General features: G+C 57.4%; 13 protein-coding genes. 2 read left to right on the top strand and 11 right to left on the bottom strand.

Annotated features, from left to right (window positions below; all coding sequences use genetic code 11):
- Positions 1 to 8: 8 nt before the first annotated feature.
- From GYM47_RS08280 to GYM47_RS08235, 10 genes are all read right to left on the bottom strand, one after another.
- Entirely contained in the window at positions 9 to 1,880 is a 1,872-nt protein-coding gene (locus tag GYM47_RS08280; RefSeq protein WP_153844023.1) for a protein kinase domain-containing protein, read from the bottom strand.
- An 18-nt stretch (positions 1,881 to 1,898) separates the two neighbouring features.
- Positions 1,899 to 3,155, bottom strand: a complete 1,257-nt coding sequence (locus GYM47_RS08275; RefSeq protein ID WP_139528508.1) for a 2-oxo acid dehydrogenase subunit E2 — start codon at positions 3,153 to 3,155, stop codon at positions 1,899 to 1,901.
- Between the two features lie 17 nt (positions 3,156 to 3,172).
- Positions 3,173 to 4,150: an alpha-ketoacid dehydrogenase subunit beta gene (locus GYM47_RS08270; RefSeq protein ID WP_139528509.1), complete on the bottom strand. Its 978-nt coding sequence runs from the start codon at positions 4,148 to 4,150 to the stop codon at positions 3,173 to 3,175.
- Position 4,151: 1 nt separating this feature from the next.
- A complete protein-coding gene (locus GYM47_RS08265) occupies positions 4,152 to 5,354 on the bottom strand; it encodes a thiamine pyrophosphate-dependent dehydrogenase E1 component subunit alpha (protein ID WP_139528510.1) in 1,203 nt (400 codons plus the stop codon).
- A 134-nt stretch (positions 5,355 to 5,488) separates the two neighbouring features.
- Positions 5,489 to 6,265, bottom strand: coding sequence for an ABC transporter permease (locus GYM47_RS08260; RefSeq protein WP_269202186.1), 777 nt, complete (start codon positions 6,263 to 6,265; stop codon positions 5,489 to 5,491).
- Positions 6,255 to 7,220 (bottom strand): ABC transporter ATP-binding protein, encoded by a 966-nt coding sequence (locus tag GYM47_RS08255; protein ID WP_139528512.1) that lies wholly within the window; start codon positions 7,218 to 7,220, stop codon positions 6,255 to 6,257. Before GYM47_RS08255 ends, GYM47_RS08260 begins: the two co-directional genes overlap by 11 nt.
- Entirely contained in the window at positions 7,217 to 8,416 is a 1,200-nt protein-coding gene (locus tag GYM47_RS08250; RefSeq protein WP_139528513.1) for an ABC transporter permease, read from the bottom strand. The genes GYM47_RS08255 and GYM47_RS08250 overlap by 4 nt, the downstream gene beginning before the upstream one ends.
- A 3-nt stretch (positions 8,417 to 8,419) precedes the next feature.
- A complete protein-coding gene (gene osmF / locus GYM47_RS08245) occupies positions 8,420 to 9,343 on the bottom strand; it encodes a glycine betaine ABC transporter substrate-binding protein OsmF (protein ID WP_153844021.1) in 924 nt (307 codons plus the stop codon).
- 105 nt (positions 9,344 to 9,448) lie between these two features.
- On the bottom strand, positions 9,449 to 10,834 hold the full coding sequence (gene cysS, locus GYM47_RS08240; protein ID WP_153844020.1) for a cysteine--tRNA ligase: 1,386 nt from the start codon (positions 10,832 to 10,834) through the stop codon (positions 9,449 to 9,451).
- Between the two features lie 11 nt (positions 10,835 to 10,845).
- Positions 10,846 to 12,525 (bottom strand): glutamine--tRNA ligase/YqeY domain fusion protein, encoded by a 1,680-nt coding sequence (locus tag GYM47_RS08235; protein ID WP_139528516.1) that lies wholly within the window; start codon positions 12,523 to 12,525, stop codon positions 10,846 to 10,848.
- Between the two features lie 156 nt (positions 12,526 to 12,681).
- Between GYM47_RS08235 and GYM47_RS08230 the strand changes: the two genes are divergently transcribed.
- Positions 12,682 to 13,182: a peptidylprolyl isomerase gene (locus GYM47_RS08230; RefSeq protein ID WP_139528517.1), complete on the top strand. Its 501-nt coding sequence runs from the start codon at positions 12,682 to 12,684 to the stop codon at positions 13,180 to 13,182.
- A 14-nt stretch (positions 13,183 to 13,196) separates the two neighbouring features.
- Complete coding sequence (locus tag GYM47_RS08225) at positions 13,197 to 13,967, top strand: UDP-2,3-diacylglucosamine diphosphatase (protein WP_139528518.1); 771 nt, start codon at positions 13,197 to 13,199, stop codon at positions 13,965 to 13,967.
- Positions 13,968 to 14,077: 110 nt separating this feature from the next.
- Here the strand turns inward: GYM47_RS08225 and GYM47_RS08220 are convergent, their stop codons facing one another.
- A complete protein-coding gene (locus tag GYM47_RS08220) occupies positions 14,078 to 15,895 on the bottom strand; it encodes a SurA N-terminal domain-containing protein (RefSeq protein ID WP_153844019.1) in 1,818 nt (605 codons plus the stop codon).
- Positions 15,896 to 15,951 lie beyond the last annotated feature (56 nt).

Below are 15,951 nucleotides of genomic sequence, written 5' to 3'. Positions count from 1 at the left end.
GGCCGTTTCTAGTATGGCGGTGAGGAGTGCGAGTACCGCTTAAGATACTCTTTTGGATCTTTGGGGTAGAAGTATTCCGGCTGTCGCTCTAAATGGGTAAAAAAACGAGTGTCCTTGTACGGCATCTTCATGAACCCCGACACGCCCAGTCCCTCTATTTGACTGACGGCAGCGAGCATACGACTGAGCAAATCCCGAAACTCCTGCTCCCGCCGGGGATCGAGTAGCCGATAGTAGCTGTGGATCTTGAGATGCTTGGGTAGCGCTTCGAAAATGATCATGCCTGTGTGATGGATCTCGTTGAGCCGCTTGAGCGTTCGCATGATGGTATCCGGCAACACCAACAGCTCCTCAGGGTCCGGGCCATCCTCGAAATAGCTATGCTGACGGGTGCGATCCTCCATTTCGGGTACGGCGCTCACCTCGTAAGCAATCGCCGTATCGGGATCACAATGAAACGCTTCCTCGGGGGTTGCGCGCTCTAAGTGCAGGGTTTGGCGGGCATTGAACAAACAGCTTTTGAATACCCCCTGGCGATGAATGGCGCGTGCCAAGTGAACCATGTTGTTCACCGCCTCGATGAAGGCGGGCTTGAGCGCTGGGTCATGCAAATTGAGCGACGAATCGATATACACGCCCTCGCGCTCCCAGCGTACGGCCAAACCACCCACCACCGGATATTTGCCCAATCGGCTCACCGAGGCCAAAAAGGCTTTTTCGGTCTCGCCCATGCCCTGCATGAACTGCTTGTAGTAGCGGTCAAGCTGGACATCGTTCACATCGTTGAGCGTCTCCTCGGAATGGGCCTCTCGCAAGAAGGCTTTACGAGAGCTATAAACCACGGTGTCTATCTCGGCGGTAGCCACGTGGTGACGACCTTTTCCCCACACCGGCACCAGCGGTGTTTGCAGCACACCAGGCAGATCGAGCATGACCAATTTAGCCATGCGCGGCATTTCTCGGATGAAGTAATTACCCGACTGATAGCGCACCTGAGGGTTGGGATCGAGCATGCCATCCAGCGTGCGAGCGAACTCCATGGGAAGTCCGAGCGAGCTTGCCGGAATGGCGCGATGGCCAAAACGACATGATTGCGCCGACGCGAGCGCATAGAGCGTCCCCGCCACCCCCTGCTCGTCGAAGCGCGGCGATGAGAGCGCGCCATTGAGCTGCTCTTCGCCAATGAAATACACGTCCCCCAGTCGGGCATTGGTTTGCTGGAGATTGTCCGACATTAGTTCCATTACATTGGCACCCACGAACTGCAGCGAGGCATCCAATTGTGCAAACACCGATGAGCCCCAGTCGATCAGCGCGATGGATTCACTGACCGAATCGAAAACCAGATTGGAGGGTTTGATATCACCATGCACCACTGGCCGGGCGTGCGGCCCGGCCTCACGACGCAGTGCCTTGAGAATATCCGCCAGTTGCGCGGCGATACGCATGATCAAGCGGGGCGAGAGCTTGCCCTGCTTGAGTGAGACTTGCTCTAGGTTCCAGCCAGGCGCGCGTTCCATGACCAAAATCGACTGACCACGGGCACGTTGATAGGTAATGAGCTTTGGAATCCGCGGGTGTGACACTTGATCGAGCATGAACGCCTCCTCCTCGAGGCGCTCTTGCAGATGGGTGGGCAGCGTAATGCGTGAAAACTTGAACACATAGTCGGCCCTAGCCCCTTGATGCCAAGCGCACCCTGCAAAGACGAAACCGTAAGCGCCTTTTCCCACCAACTCGATATCGGCGTATCCCAACTGGGCCAACTGTGACTGACACAGCGCTACCCAGTCCTTGAGCTTACGCGCATCATGATGGCTCAGTAGGTAAACCGACTGCTCTTCGGGTATGTAAAACTGCTGCAGCGGCGCCTGACTCATCGCAACATGCCTACACGGTCATGCCAAGTGAAGGAGCATGCTTTCCGGCGCTTCTAGGAATCCTTTCCAGGCGTTGCAGAAGCGAGCAATAGTGCCGCCATCGATAAAGCGGTGATCTCCCGCCCACGTCACCGTCAAAATCGCCCGGCGCTGCACGGCGCCATGCTCATCGAAACGCGGCAGCCATTGGGTTTTGCCAATCGCCACGATGGCGGCTTCCGGGGCGTTGATGATCGGCGCGGCGTAGGTACCCCCCAAAGCACCAATGTTGGAAATGCTGATGGTGCCGCCTTTCAGGTCGGCCTGATCGACTCGCCCGTCTCGCGCAGCCTGGGTCAGCCTGCCGACCTCCTTGGCGATCTCGAACAGGGTCAAGCGCTCGACGCCTTTCACGTTGGGCACCAATAAGCCGGCCTTGCTATCCACGGCCATACCGATATTGCAGTGGTCGTAGTAGCTCAGCTCGTCGGCAGCGTCGTTTAACTGGGCATTGATGATCGGCGTTTCTGCAACAGCCAGCGCCATCGCCTTCATGAAGAACGGCATCAGCGTGAGTCGCTCTCCCTGCGCCTCCACCTGGGGCTTGAGACGCTCGCGCAGCGCCAGCAGCTCGGTGACGTCGATCTCTTCGCCGTAATGAAAATGGGGAATGGAACTGGCGGATTCGACCATGCGCTTGGCCATCACCGCGCGCACGCCGCGCAGAGGCTCCACCCTGGCGGGCGCCGAACCCGATGATGTCGGTGGGGATACGCATGCCTCGTTATCAGCGACCGACGGCGCATTGAGGTGGGCCAGCACGTCTTCTTTCAACACGCGCCCCTCTTTACCACTGCCGGTGATGTCCGCCAGTACCAGATCGTGCTCCCTGACTAAACGCCTAACGGCGGGGCTAGCGGGGACTTTATGGGCTAAAGCACTCGGCTCGGCGGGAGCGCGCGTCGACGGCTCGATGTCGTCACGTTGCGGCGTGGACTCTCGAGGGTTAGCGGTCGACTGATCGGTGGAGGCGTCTGCCGTAGGCTCGCTGGAAGATGAACCTGCCGTTTGGTACGCGTAGAGGGGCGCGTGGACCTTGGCGATTTGCCCCTGGGGCACATAAAGCTTGGTGACGGTGCCTGCTTCGGGCGCCGTAATTTCGACCAGGGCCTTGTCGGTCATCACCTCGACGATGGGCTGGTCCTCTTCGATGGTGTCGCCTTCGGCAACGCGCCACTCCACCACTTCACACTCGACGATCCCTTCGCCGATGTCCGGCAATAAAAAATCACTCATGACTGTTCTCCCTAGCGCTAGAAGTTCACGCTTTCGCGGATCGCTTCAAAAATTTTCAGGTGGTCGGGCAGATACTCTTTTTCCAGCACCAGCGGGAAAGGGGTATCCAACCCGGTGACCCGAGTAATCGGCGATTCCAAGTAAAGAAAACAGCGCTCCTGTATCGTCGCAGCGACTTCTCCGGCAAAACCACCGGTCAAAGGAGCTTCGTGACTGACGATCATGCGGCCCGTTTTGAAGACGGATTCCGCCACGGTATCGACATCCCAAGGCAACAGCGAGCGCAGGTCGATGACCTCGCAAGAGATACCCTGCTCTTCAGCTAGCTCGGCGGCTTTGCCGATTACCTCCATCTGTGCGCCCCAGCCGACCAAGGTAAGATCACTGCCCTCTTTGACGATCTCCGCTTCGCCGATGGGCAACTGATAATCGTCGTCCGGCACATCGCCCACGGCCGCTCGGTAGAGCCGCTTGGGCTCTAAAAAAAGCACCGGGTCAGGATCACGGATGGCCGCGAGCAGCAGTCCCTTGGCTTGATAGGGATTACGTGGCACGACGACTTTCAGACCGGGCGTATGAGTGAAGTAGGCCTCGGGTGATTGGGAGTGATAAAGCCCCCCCGAAATACCGCCACCGTAAGGCGTTCGGATGGTGAGGCCACCTACATTGAAGAGATCCCCGGAGCGGTAGCGGAACTTGGCGGTTTCGTTGACGATTTGATCGAAGGCCGGAAAAATGTAGTCGGCAAACTGAATCTCCGCGACAGGTACCGATCCTTGCGCAGCCAGCCCGTTGGCGAAACCGATGATGCCTTGCTCTACCAGCGGGGTATTGAAACAGCGCGATTTGCCGTACTTCTCCTGTAAATGGCTGGTGGCCCGAAACACCCCGCCGAACACCCCAACGTCTTCGCCGAAGCAGATCACTTTTTCGTCTTCTTCCATGGCGATATCGAGCGCATTGTTGATCGCCTGAAGCATGTTCATGGTCGTCATCTTACGCATCCCCCTGATGATCGGCGGCTGACGAGAGGGAAGGATCGAGCGACTGAGCGCCACGCGGGTAAGCATCGGGATAACGACGAATATGCCGCTTGAGCTGATCCAGTTGACGCTGCAACGCGGGCGTAACATCCGCATAGACATCGCTGATCAGCGATTCGAGCGGCGGCGGCGGGCGCTTTTCGGCCCGCTTCATGGTGTCCAGCACCTCACGTCGCAAGGTCTCTTGTTGGCTGGCCTCTTCTTCATCGCTCCACCACCCTTTCTTCGCCATCCAGCGCTGCATGCGCAGCAAGGGATCTTTGACGCGCCACGCCTCCTCTTCGCTTTTCGCACGATAGCCCGAGGGGTCATCCGAAGAGGAGTGGGCCGCCAAGCGATAGGACATGGCCTCGATGAGTACCGGCTGATTTTTTTCTACCGCAATGCGTCTTGCCTGACGCGTCGCTTCGAAGACCGCCAATGCATCGTTGCCATCCACACGAATCACGTGCATGTGGTAGCCAAACGCACGGGGAGCAATACCGTCGGCAGCAAACTGCTCGGTGGCTGGCGTCGAGATGGCGTAACCATTGTTACGGCAGAAGAAGATGACCGGCACTTGGTGCACCGACGCCATGTTGAGGGCAGCGTGGAAATCTCCCTCGGATGCGGCACCCTCGCCAAAGAAGGTCAGCGTGCAGTGGCCTTCACCCGCCAGCTTTTGACCGTAGGCATACCCGGTGGCTTGAGGAATCTGCGTCGCCAGCGGCGATGAGATGGTCATATAGTGCAGTTTACGGGAGCCGTAGTGAATCGGCATTTGTCGGCCTTTGCCGTAATCGAGCTCGTTGCCAAATAGCTGATTCATGAACTCGTCGATGGAGAAGCCGCGATACATCAAGGCGCCCTGCTCACGGTACTGGGCCATGATCATGTCCGCATCGTCCAGTGCGGCAGTTGCTCCCACAACGGCAGCCTCTTCACCGGTGCACTGCATGTAAAAGCTGAGACGCCCTTGGCGTTGAGCAGCCATCATGCGCTCATCAAGAATGCGGGTGGCTAGCATGGCCTGATACAGTCGGCGGGCGTGCTCTTGCGTGATCTCGGGTGCTCGAGCGCCTTCGTAAAGCTCGCCATCGGGGTTCAGCAGGGCGAACGTCTCGATGGCAAACTCGTCGCCGGTCATGAAGGCCGGCTGGTGTACGTACTGAGTCATCATTATTGTCCTTGTTTTTACCCCTTTTGAGGGCAGTGTTGTCGGTGATGACCGTTTGTGCCAGTGGATTTATCTGACACGGGTCAACGCAACACTGGGACAGTAACTCAGTGGAAGCGGTTTAGGGATTCGACTTAAGATGCAGAGAGACGCTGACGCAGCGTCTGCTGATAGACATTGAAAGCGCTATCGACGCAGAGCGCCAGAAGCGCGATCAAAAGAGCACCTTGCAGTACGTAGGCCACATTACCGTTGACGATGCCCGCAATGATCGGGTCGCCCAGGTTACTCGCACCCACTGTCGCGCCCAGCGCAGCCGTGGCGATATTGATCGTCACCGAGGTGCGCACGCCCGCCAAAATGACCGGCGCCGCCAGCGGAAGTTCGACTTGTCGCAACACTTGCCAGGGCGTCATACCCATGGCCAGGGCCGACTGTTTGATCGTTGGGTCGACATCATTGATACCCGCCAGGGTATTACGCACGATGGGCAGCAGTCCGTAGAGCATGAGGGCAACGATGATGGGCAGCGTGCCAAAGCCGAGCACCGGAACGGCTAACGCCAATACGGCGACCGGTGGAAACGTCTGCCCCAGCGATGCCAGTTGCCCGATCAGCGGCAAAAAATCACGCCCTCTCTCACGCGTGACGGCCACCCCCGCCGCCACGCCCGCGATGATCGTCACCACCGCCGCCACGCCAACGACCAGGACATGACGGCCGAGCAACTCGTAAAATGCCGCGCGAGCATAAACGACCTGTCTAGCGTCAGGCTCTATCCAACGAAACAAGCTCTCTAGCAGAGGCATACCAATGATGCCCGCCGCCAACAGTGCAGCCCATGCCAGTGGAAGAAGCCACTGGACGTTAGCGACATTCGACAAATCGTTGTTACCGGACTTACGATTCACGCTGACTCGTCCTATCCCACTGTGCTTCTTTGACGATACGGCGAAGCGACAGCTCACCAATCGGCACATCGTTTTGATCGACGACCGTCAAGCGATCACAGTGATCACGCAACATCATGGAGAGCGCTTGGCGCAGCGAAAAATCAGCGGGAATGCGCGACTGCGCCGGCAAGGTAGGCCCCAGCGATGTCATGTGGTCTTTCACCCGTGTGAGCGCTGCTTGCTTCAATCCCCGCTCCAGGCCGCCGAGTAACGACTCGACAAACGGATCGTGGGGATGCTGTAAAAGCGCTAGTGGCGTGCCCTGTTGAACGATGCGACCGTCGCGCATGACGACAAGGTGGTCGGCCAACCTCAGTGCTTCATCCATATCGTGGGTCACGAACACGATGGTTTTGTGCAGCCGAGACTGTATTTTGGCAAGCTCCTCCTGGAGCTTTTCCCGGGTGATGGGGTCTAGCGCCCCAAAGGGCTCATCCATGAGCAAGATATCGGGATCGCCGGCAAGCGCGCGAGCCACACCTACCCGTTGCGCCTGCCCGCCGGAGAGTTGGTGAGGATATTTATGGGCGAACTCCTCCACAGGCAGCCCTAGCAACCCCATCAACTCCTCGACTCGAGCGGTAGTATCGGTAGCCGACCACTTCAATAGCCGAGGCACCAATCCAATGTTGCGTGCAACGCTCCAGTGAGGAAATAGTCCGGTGCTCTGAATCACGTAACCAATGCGACGGCGAAGCTTCACTGGATCGTACTGCTCGATCGCCTGGCCATCCAAGATGATGTCGCCACTGCTGTGATCGATGAGTCGATTGATCATGCGCAGCGTGGTGGATTTACCGCAGCCGGAAGTACCTACCAACGCACAGAGCTTGCCTTTTGCAACCCGCAGGGTAATGTCATCCACCGCGGTGGCGTCGCCGAACGTCTTTGAAACATGGGAAAGCTCGATCATTGCCGTCCTCCGGGACGCAGCGCGTCCGCTAACGCACCAAGCCCTGCATCCACCATGAGCGCCAAGATCAAAATGGGTAACGCACCCAACAGCACCATATCCATGGCAGCCTGACCCAGCCCTTGAAAAATAAATGTGCCTAAGCCGCCCGCCCCAATCAATGCCGCTACCGCGGTAAGTCCCACGGCTTGAACGGCGGTAATACGCACGCCTTCCAACAGCACGGGAAGTGCCAACGGAAACCGCACTTGCCAAAAACGTTGTGTCGTTCGCATTCCCATGGCTTTGGCGGCCTGCAATGTCTCCTCGCTCACTTCTTCGAGGGCGATGTAGGTATTGCGCACCATTGGCAGCAGGCTGTAGGCGATGAGCGCGATCAGCGCCGGCGCGTTGCCAATGCCACTCACCCCTAGCGCCGCCAGCGTTGGGACATTCGCTGCCAGCCAGGCAAGGGGCGCTAGCAGAAGCCCAAACAGCGCCAAGCTGGGGATGGTTTGTAAAAAATTCAGCAGCGTAAACGCTACTTTTTGTAGCCGCTCATAGCGACGCATGAGCATGGCCAGCAGCGACCCCAGCACCACGCTGACGCCTACGGCCGTGCTCACCAGCACCATGTGCTGCATCAGTGCCTGATAAAACTGCCCCTGCCGAGCTTGGAACTCCTGTACCAGGGCAAGGCGATCCAGCCAGAGCGCGGCACAGCCCCACCAGACAACGCTTACACCGAATAACAGTAGCGCCGTCCACCATCGAGATAACCCAAGACGCAGACGAAGCTCTACCAAGCAGAGCAATAAAACGAACAGTACGGTCCAGTAGGCCGGACCAATACCAAGACGCGCCTGAGGTAAGGAAGGGTCGACCAACCAGTGGCCAGCCACCATCAAACCAAACGGCATGAGTAGTAAGGTTAGCGTAACGATGGCCAGCACCGCTCGATAGTGCCGGACGTTAGGCATCAATGCCAACGTCGCCATAGCGAGAGAGAGCAATGACACCAGGGCTGCCCCTGGCCAACCAATGGCATCGACCATGCCAAAGGCGGTACCGGAAACGATACGATTAGGGGCGACACTCACCACGTTCAGTAGCCATGCAGCGGCTAACATGCTCCCGCTGAGACAGCACAGTACGACATTAGGCTGCCAAGGGCGTCGTTTAAAGGATGGCGATGGTAGGGCGTCGATCAACGACATTCATCAGTCATCCAGGCTGTCGAGGTAGTCACTCGCTACTTGATCCGGCGAGACACCATTCACCGCGACATTCGCATTGAGCTCTTGCAGCGTCACGAGGTCTAGCGTGGCAAACACCTCATTCAGCAACGCTTCCATGTCAGGGTAAGCGTCAAGCACTTCTTCACGCACCACGGGAGCGGGTTGATACACCGGCTGTACGCCTTTGGAGTCTTCGAGCACGACGAGGCCCAGGGCGCTCAGACCACCGTCGGTACCGTAGGTCATGGCGCCATTGACACCGCTGGTTTGCTGCGCGGCCGCACGCATCGTAGCAGCCGTGTTGCCACCCGAAAGGACGAGCAGCTGATCATCGCTCAACTCGAAACCATAGGCGTCCTGGAAAGCCGGTAGCGCCTGGGCGGATTCGACGAATTCAGCGCTGGCGGCAAATTTGAACGTTCCGCCATCGGCCAGATATGCAGCCAAATCATCCAGCGTGGTCAAATCATTGGCGTCGGCCACGTCTTGGCGAATGCTCATGGCCCAAGTGTTGTTGGCACTGGCGGGCTGTAGCCAAATCAACCCCTGCTCGGCATCGCGTTCGCTGACGGTTTGATAAGCGTCGTCGGCGCTGTTCCAGACGGGGCTATCGGTCATGTCGAAGAAGAAGGCGCCGTTCCCCGTGTATTCTGGGTAAATATCGATCTCCCCTGCTTGCAGCGCGCTACGTACCACGCTAGTGCCCCCTAACTGAAGGCGATCTTCCGTAGGAATGCCGTTGCGTTCCAATGTTTGAATGATCAGTTCGCCCAACACCGAGCCTTCCGTATCGATTTTCGAAGACACCACGACGGGATCGTTGGCGCTGGCCGTGGAAAGAGTGACTACAGAGAAGGCTACCGTCGATAGACAGGCAGCCAGCGAAGGTGTGAACAATGAGCGCATGGGGTCGTCCTTTTCAGTGTGCGTCTGTGGCGTACCGGATCAGTATAAGAGCCTACTGCGTTGAAGTCAGACGCCGTTTTCACGGCGTCCGACATATCACCACGATCAAGGCGCTTCGATGACCCAGGTCGTCCCTTCCCGGGAGTCCTTGAGAACGATGCCGAGCGCTGCCAGCTCGTCACGAATGGCGTCCGCGCGGGCAAAATCCTTACTGGTTTTTGCATCATGACGTTCGGCGATTTTGGCTTCGATCTCCTCCTCGCTAAGCGCTACCTGCTGCTGAGCGCCTTTGAGGAAGGTTTCCGGCACTTGCTGTAATAACCCCAGCACCCCGGCCAAGCGCTTTAATTCGCCTGCCAAGCGCGGCGCTTCCGCTGGCTGGTCGCTTTTCGCGCGGTTGAGATCGCGGGCCAAGTCGAACAGCGCGGCCAAAGCGACAGGGGTGTTGAAGTCGTCGTCCATGGCCGCGGTAAAGCGCTCGGCCGCCTCGCTGGCGACTGCCTGCTCGTCAGCGTCCACGCCTTCCAACGCCGTATATAGTCGCGTCAGCGACTTGCGTGCTTCGACCAGCGAATCCAACGAGTAGTTGATGGCGCTGCGGTAGTGGCTGGCGACCAACAGATAGCGAACGACTTCCGGATCATGCTCGGCAAGTACGTCACGGATGGTGAAGAAATTGCCCAAGGACTTGGACATCTTTTCCTGATTCACACGCACGGCGCCGGCATGCATCCAGGTATTGACGTAGGTTTTCCCTGTCGCTGCTTCCGATTGGGCGATCTCGTTCTCATGATGAGGAAAGGTCAAATCCGGCCCGCCGCCATGGATATCGAAGGTATCACCCAAGCAGCAGGTCGACATTGCAGAGCACTCGATGTGCCAGCCGGGGCGACCCTCTCCCCAAGGAGAGTGCCAGTGGGCTTCACCGGGTTTGGCCGCTTTCCAAAGCACGAAATCCAGCGGATCCTCTTTATGTACATCCACATCCACGCGCGCTCCCGAGCGCATGTCATCCAACTGACGGTTGTTCAATTTGCCGTAGTCGGTGAACTTGCGCACTCGGTAGTAGACATCACCATTGGCCGCGGCATAGGCAAAGCCTTTGTCGATGAGCGTTTCGATCATCGCGATGATATCGTCGATGTGCCCCGTTGCCCGGGGCTCCTGACTGGGTGGCAGCACGTTGAGGCGAGCTTCGTCCTCATGCATCGCGGCAATCATGCGCTCGGTGAGCGCGTCGATGGGCTCGCCGTTCTCCTCGGCCCGCTTGAGGATTTTATCGTCGATATCGGTGATGTTGCGGACATAGGTCACGTCATAACCGCGATGGCGCAGGTAGCGGGTAATCACGTCAAAGGCCACCATCACCCGGGCGTGGCCAAGGTGACAGTAGTCATACACCGTCATACCGCAAACGTACATGCTGACCTTGCCGGCCACCAGCGGGCGAAAAGGGTCTTTGCGGCGAGTCAGCGTATTGTAAATATGCATATGACGTTTCCTTAGCCCTTCTGTTTGATTTTCGCCCAGCTATCTTTCAACCCAACGGTACGGTTGAACACCAGGTGGTCGTTAGTGGAGACATGGCGATCAGCACAGAAATAACCGACTCGCTCGAATTGGAAGCGATCTTCCGGCGCGGCGCTGGCCAGGCTTGGCTCGCCAATGGCGTTGCATACCACCAGCGACTCGGGGTTCAAATGCTCGAGGAAGTCGACGTCCTTGTCACGATCGGGCTGCTCGACCATGAACAGGTTATCGTAGAGGCGCACTTCCATCGGCACGCCGTGGGCCGCGCTGACCCAGTGAATCACCCCTTTCACCTTGCGGCCTTCGGGGTTTTTACCCAGGGTGTCGAAATCGACGGAGCAGCGCAGCTCGACGATCTCGCCTGCGTCATCTTTGATAACCTCATCACAACGGATCACATAGCTATTACGCAGACGGACTTCTTTACCGGGCGCTAAGCGGAAGAATTTTTTCGGTGCGTCTTCCATGAAGTCGTCTTGGTCGATGTAGAGTTCACGACCAAACGGCACCTTGCGCATCGGCATATCGTCACGCGCTGGGTGGCCCGGCACCTCGTACACTTCCTCGTGATCTTCCGGCACGTTCGTCAGCACTACTTTCAGCGGCTTGAGCACGCACATGGCGCGGGGTGCGTTATCTTCCAGGTCCGAACGAATGGCGTGGGTCAGCATGGCGATATCCACCAAACCACCGTCGGAACGGGTCACGCCGATCATTTCACAGAATTTACGAATCGAAGCGGGCGTATAGCCGCGGCGACGCATACCGGAAATGGTCGGCATTCGCGGGTCATCCCAACCATCGACGATCTGCTCATCCACCAACAGCTTCAGCTTACGTTTGGAGGTCAGCGTGTAGTCGAGGTTCAGTCTGGCAAATTCAATCTGGCGCGGCTTGGCGGGCACCGGCAGATTGTTCAAGAACCACTCGTATAGCGGGCGGTGGTCTTCGAACTCCAGCGTACAGATGGAGTGAGTAATACCCTCGATGGCATCCGACTGACCGTGGGTAAAATCGTACGAGGGGTAGATTTTCCACTTGTCACCTGTTTGGTGATGATGCGCATGACGAATGCGGTACAAGATCGGATCGCGCAAATTGATGTTGGGCGACGCCATATCGATTTTGGCGCGCAGCACTTTTTCGCCTTCACCAAACTCACCGTTACGCATCCGTTCTAGAAGGTCCAAGCTCTCTTCGGCGCTGCGCTCACGGTAGGGGCTAGGCTTGCCGGGCTCGGTCAGCGTGCCTCGATACTCGCGAATCTCATCCGGGGAGAGGTCATCCACATAGGCTTTGTCTTCACGAATCAGATGCTGCGCCCAGGCGTAGAGCTGATCGAAATAATCAGAGGCAAAGCGCACCGGTCCGGCCCACTCGAAGCCCAGCCAGCTGACGTCCTCTTTGATGGCATCGATGTACGCCTGCTCTTCTTTGGCAGGGTTGGTGTCGTCAAAGCGCAGATGACACTCACCACCCAACTGCTCTGCCAACCCGAAATTCAAACAGATCGACTTGGCGTGGCCGATATGCAAAAAGCCGTTGGGCTCCGGGGGAAAGCGCGTCACGATTTTGGTGACCTGGCCGCCCGCTATCTCGTCGCGTACTTGGTTGCGAATGAAGTTCGGCGCTGGGGTGGTCTCGTTGGTCATGGTGGTGTTGATAACCTCATGGTGGATGGCGTGCTGGGCAAACGATGCAAAGGCAATCAGGGTTAGCGCTTCGCGGTGCCGAGCAAAACCGCTATTATAACGTGACGCCGATGCACAGCGCCAAGGCGAACGCTTTTATTGAACAGGAATTTATCCATGATCGTATTACAGACGAACCACGGTGACATCACCATCGCGCTCAATCATGAAAAAGCCCCGGTTACGGCAGCCAATTTCGAGCAGTACGTGCGCGACGGTTTTTACGACGGCACGCTGTTTCACCGGGTCATTGATGGCTTCATGATTCAAGGTGGCGGTTTCGACCAGGACTTCAACCAAAAACCGACCCGTGACCCTATCGAGAACGAAGCCGATAACGGCTTGCAAAACACCATCGGCACGCTGGCCATGGCGCGCACCCAAGACCCCCACTCTGCTACGGCACAATTTTTCATCAATGTCGGTAACAACAGCTTCCTTAACCATAGTGGCAAAAGCTTGCAAGGCTGGGGCTATGCGGTGTTCGGAGAAGTCGTTGAAGGCATGGATGTGGTGAACGCGATCAAAGGCGTCAGCACCACACGTCGCGGCATGCACGCCGATGTGCCTGCGGAAGATGTCATCATCGAACGCGCCTACGTGAAGGAAGCGGAATAATCGTTGGGAGCTTTATGCGTACGCTGCTAATCGCTGATATGCATCTAAGTCACGAGACACCTGAGATCAATCAGGGGTTTTATCGCTACTTAGAACAGACGGCCAGTGGGGCACAGGCGCTCTACATCCTGGGAGATCTTTTCGATGCCTGGATGGGTGACGACCTGCTGGACACCCCTCACCCACTGAGCACCGTGGCCCATGACGTCATTCGACGACTGCACGCACTCAGTGAAGCTGGCACTGCCGTCTATTTCATCCATGGCAACCGAGACTTTTTACTGGGTGAACGTTTTATTCACGCCTGTGGCGCCACCCTGCTACCGGAAAGCGAACAAGTAGAGCTGCAAGGCGTTCCCGCCGTCATTCTCCACGGCGATAGCCTCTGCACCAAAGACGAGGCGTATATGGCTTTTCGCGCTCAGTCGCGCAGCGAACAGTGGCAGCAGCAAATTCTTTCGCTGCCCCTGGAGCAGCGGTTGGAGCTTGCCAAAAGCCTGCGCATGCAGTCGGGTGATGCCAATGCGGGCAAAGCCGACGACATCATGGACGTCACCCAAGATGAGGTTGTGGCACTCATGGAACGTTACGGTGTAACGACCATGATTCATGGGCACACCCATCGGCCCAAGGTGCACGACCTCACGGTCGAAGACGTTCCTGCCAAGCGCTTCGTACTGGGCGACTGGGACAACCAACACGGCTGGGATGTGGTGGTAGAGCCTGCTAATGAGCGTCATGCCGAACCCGTTCTGCGTCAGTTTTCGCTCGACGCTCTGCCTTGACTTGCGATACGAGCGACAAAAAAAGCCGATCACTCGATCGGCTTTTTCTCGGCTCATTGCAAGCGCCCACGCGGGCACTTGCATTTATTCCAATGGGGTATTTCAAGGACTTAGCGCTCGATCTCCGCATCGTTACGTAGATCGTCGATCAACCCCTGGATAACCGACTGGGCACGAAGCTGCTCGGCCATTTGCGCAACGAACGCGGTCATCTGCTCGTCCACTTCGCCTACAAAAACGCGATCTAGCGCAACGACAGCCACACCTTGCGGCATAGTCACCGCACGATAAACGCTTTCGCCCTCGCTGGGACGCGGCATACGGAACACTTCGCCCACAAGCGATTGAGGCAGTGCGCTATCCGACTGACGCGACACGTCATTGGCTTCCAGCCACTCCAGCTCGACATTTTCACCGTTCCGCAAGGAAGCAATCAACTCTCCCGCCTGAGCCTGAAGGGCCTCTTGACGCTGCTGAGCTGCGACGGCCTGTTCGACCTCATCGCGCACGTCTTCCAAAGGCAGAACCGTCGCGTCACGATGCTCGGCCACCCGTAGCACCAAACGACGGTCGTTATCGAGTTCGATGACTTCGCTGTTATAGCCCTCTTCCAGCACGTCTGCACTGAAGGCTTCATCTAGCACGCCAGGCTCGGAAAGTACGCCTTCCCCTTCATCACGGGCAATCCACTGCGTTCGCTCGAGTGTCAGGCCGAGATCATCGGCGACGCTTTGAAGGTCATCCGCGGCAAAACTCTCATCGATCAAGCGCTGAACCCGTTCGTTGAACGCGTCATTCACTTCCCGAAGTGCCACGTCTTGAGCCAGTGCATCACGCTGCTCTTCGAAGGTGGGGCCTGCCAGCTCGGTCACGCGGAGAATGTGGAAAGCACCATCCATTTCTACCAGCTGAGAGGTTTCGCCCACACCCAGGGAAAACGCCGCCTCGTCAAAAGCATCACCAAAAAAGCCGCGACTGATGACACCTAGATCACCGCCATCTTCGGCACTAGCCGTGTCATCGGAATAGCGCGCGGCCGTATCAGCAAAGCTTTCGCCTTCGTTGAGGGACGCAAGCGCTTCGCTAGCCCGCGCCTGAGCTTCTTCACGGCTACGCTCGTCACCGAAAGTGATCATAATGTGCGATACGCGACGATCAGCGCTTTGGCTCTGCGCTCGCCACGCGTCGCGAAGCGCCTGTTCGTCGACATCGACGTCCTCCGCCATAGCTTGGCGATCGATCAACACATACTCTACGCGCACCTGCTCAGGACGCTCGAAACGCGACTGATTGGCATCGTAGTAAGCCTGCATCTGCTCGTCGGTAACGTTGACGTCGATATTGGCGTCTTCGGCGCTCAGCATGACGTAACGAAAATCTCGCTGCTGCCGCTGTAAGTCAGCCAAACGCTCTTCTTCACTAGCCAGGGTGAAATCGCTAAAGGCAAGCCCTTGCTGTAAATGCTGTCGCTTGATGTCTACTCGTAGCTCTTCACGAAACGAGAGAGGCGTGTAACCTGCACCGGCGAGACGGTTACGGAAAATGTCTGCTGAGAATCGTCCATCTTGATCATGGAACTCGGGCAAGCTAACGATCATTTGATCCAATTGAGCATCGGAGACGTAAAAACCGCCCTCTTCCGCGTACTGGGTCAGTAAGGATTGGGTAATCAGCTGATCGAGCATATCGTTGCGCAAGGCGCGCTCTTGCTCTGGCGGCACCTGTCCAGAGCGCAACGCACGTTGAACGTTCAGCTCGACTTCTTGACGCATAATGGGCTCACCATTGACGCTGGCGACCTCGTTGGGATCGCTGCCGAACACGCTAAACAGCGACTCCACGCCAAACAGTGCCATGGCTGCCACCATGAGACCGATAATTATCTTGGCACCCCAGCTTCTGGAGCCATCTCGTATACTTTGCAGCATGCTAGCCTCAGATCATCAAAGCCATCTATTGCCCGAAATAGCGGGCCAGAAAATAA

The sequence above is a fragment of the Vreelandella piezotolerans genome (assembly GCF_012427705.1).
GTDB lineage: Bacteria > Pseudomonadota > Gammaproteobacteria > Pseudomonadales > Halomonadaceae > Vreelandella > Vreelandella piezotolerans.
This window is presented reverse-complemented; position numbering and strand designations above follow the sequence as displayed.

Excerpts from the sequence above, each read along its gene's own strand:
- GYM47_RS08230 (WP_139528517.1), top strand. The coding sequence starts at position 12,682 with ATGATCGTATTACAGACGAACCACGGTGACATCACCATCGCGCTCAAT.
- GYM47_RS08270 (WP_139528509.1), bottom strand. The coding sequence starts at position 4,150 with ATGACGACCATGAACATGCTTCAGGCGATCAACAATGCGCTCGATATC.
- cysS (WP_153844020.1), bottom strand. The coding sequence starts at position 10,834 with ATGCATATTTACAATACGCTGACTCGCCGCAAAGACCCTTTTCGCCCG.
- GYM47_RS08225 (WP_139528518.1), top strand. The coding sequence starts at position 13,197 with ATGCGTACGCTGCTAATCGCTGATATGCATCTAAGTCACGAGACACCT.
- GYM47_RS08275 (WP_139528508.1), bottom strand. The coding sequence starts at position 3,155 with ATGAGTGATTTTTTATTGCCGGACATCGGCGAAGGGATCGTCGAGTGT.
- GYM47_RS08235 (WP_139528516.1), bottom strand. The coding sequence starts at position 12,525 with ATGACCAACGAGACCACCCCAGCGCCGAACTTCATTCGCAACCAAGTA.
- GYM47_RS08265 (WP_139528510.1), bottom strand. The coding sequence starts at position 5,354 with ATGACTCAGTACGTACACCAGCCGGCCTTCATGACCGGCGACGAGTTT.
- GYM47_RS08280 (WP_153844023.1), bottom strand. The coding sequence starts at position 1,880 with ATGAGTCAGGCGCCGCTGCAGCAGTTTTACATACCCGAAGAGCAGTCG.
- osmF (WP_153844021.1), bottom strand. The coding sequence starts at position 9,343 with ATGCGCTCATTGTTCACACCTTCGCTGGCTGCCTGTCTATCGACGGTA.
- GYM47_RS08220 (WP_153844019.1), bottom strand. The coding sequence starts at position 15,895 with ATGCTGCAAAGTATACGAGATGGCTCCAGAAGCTGGGGTGCCAAGATA.
- GYM47_RS08250 (WP_139528513.1), bottom strand. The coding sequence starts at position 8,416 with ATGTCGTTGATCGACGCCCTACCATCGCCATCCTTTAAACGACGCCCT.
- GYM47_RS08255 (WP_139528512.1), bottom strand. The coding sequence starts at position 7,220 with ATGATCGAGCTTTCCCATGTTTCAAAGACGTTCGGCGACGCCACCGCG.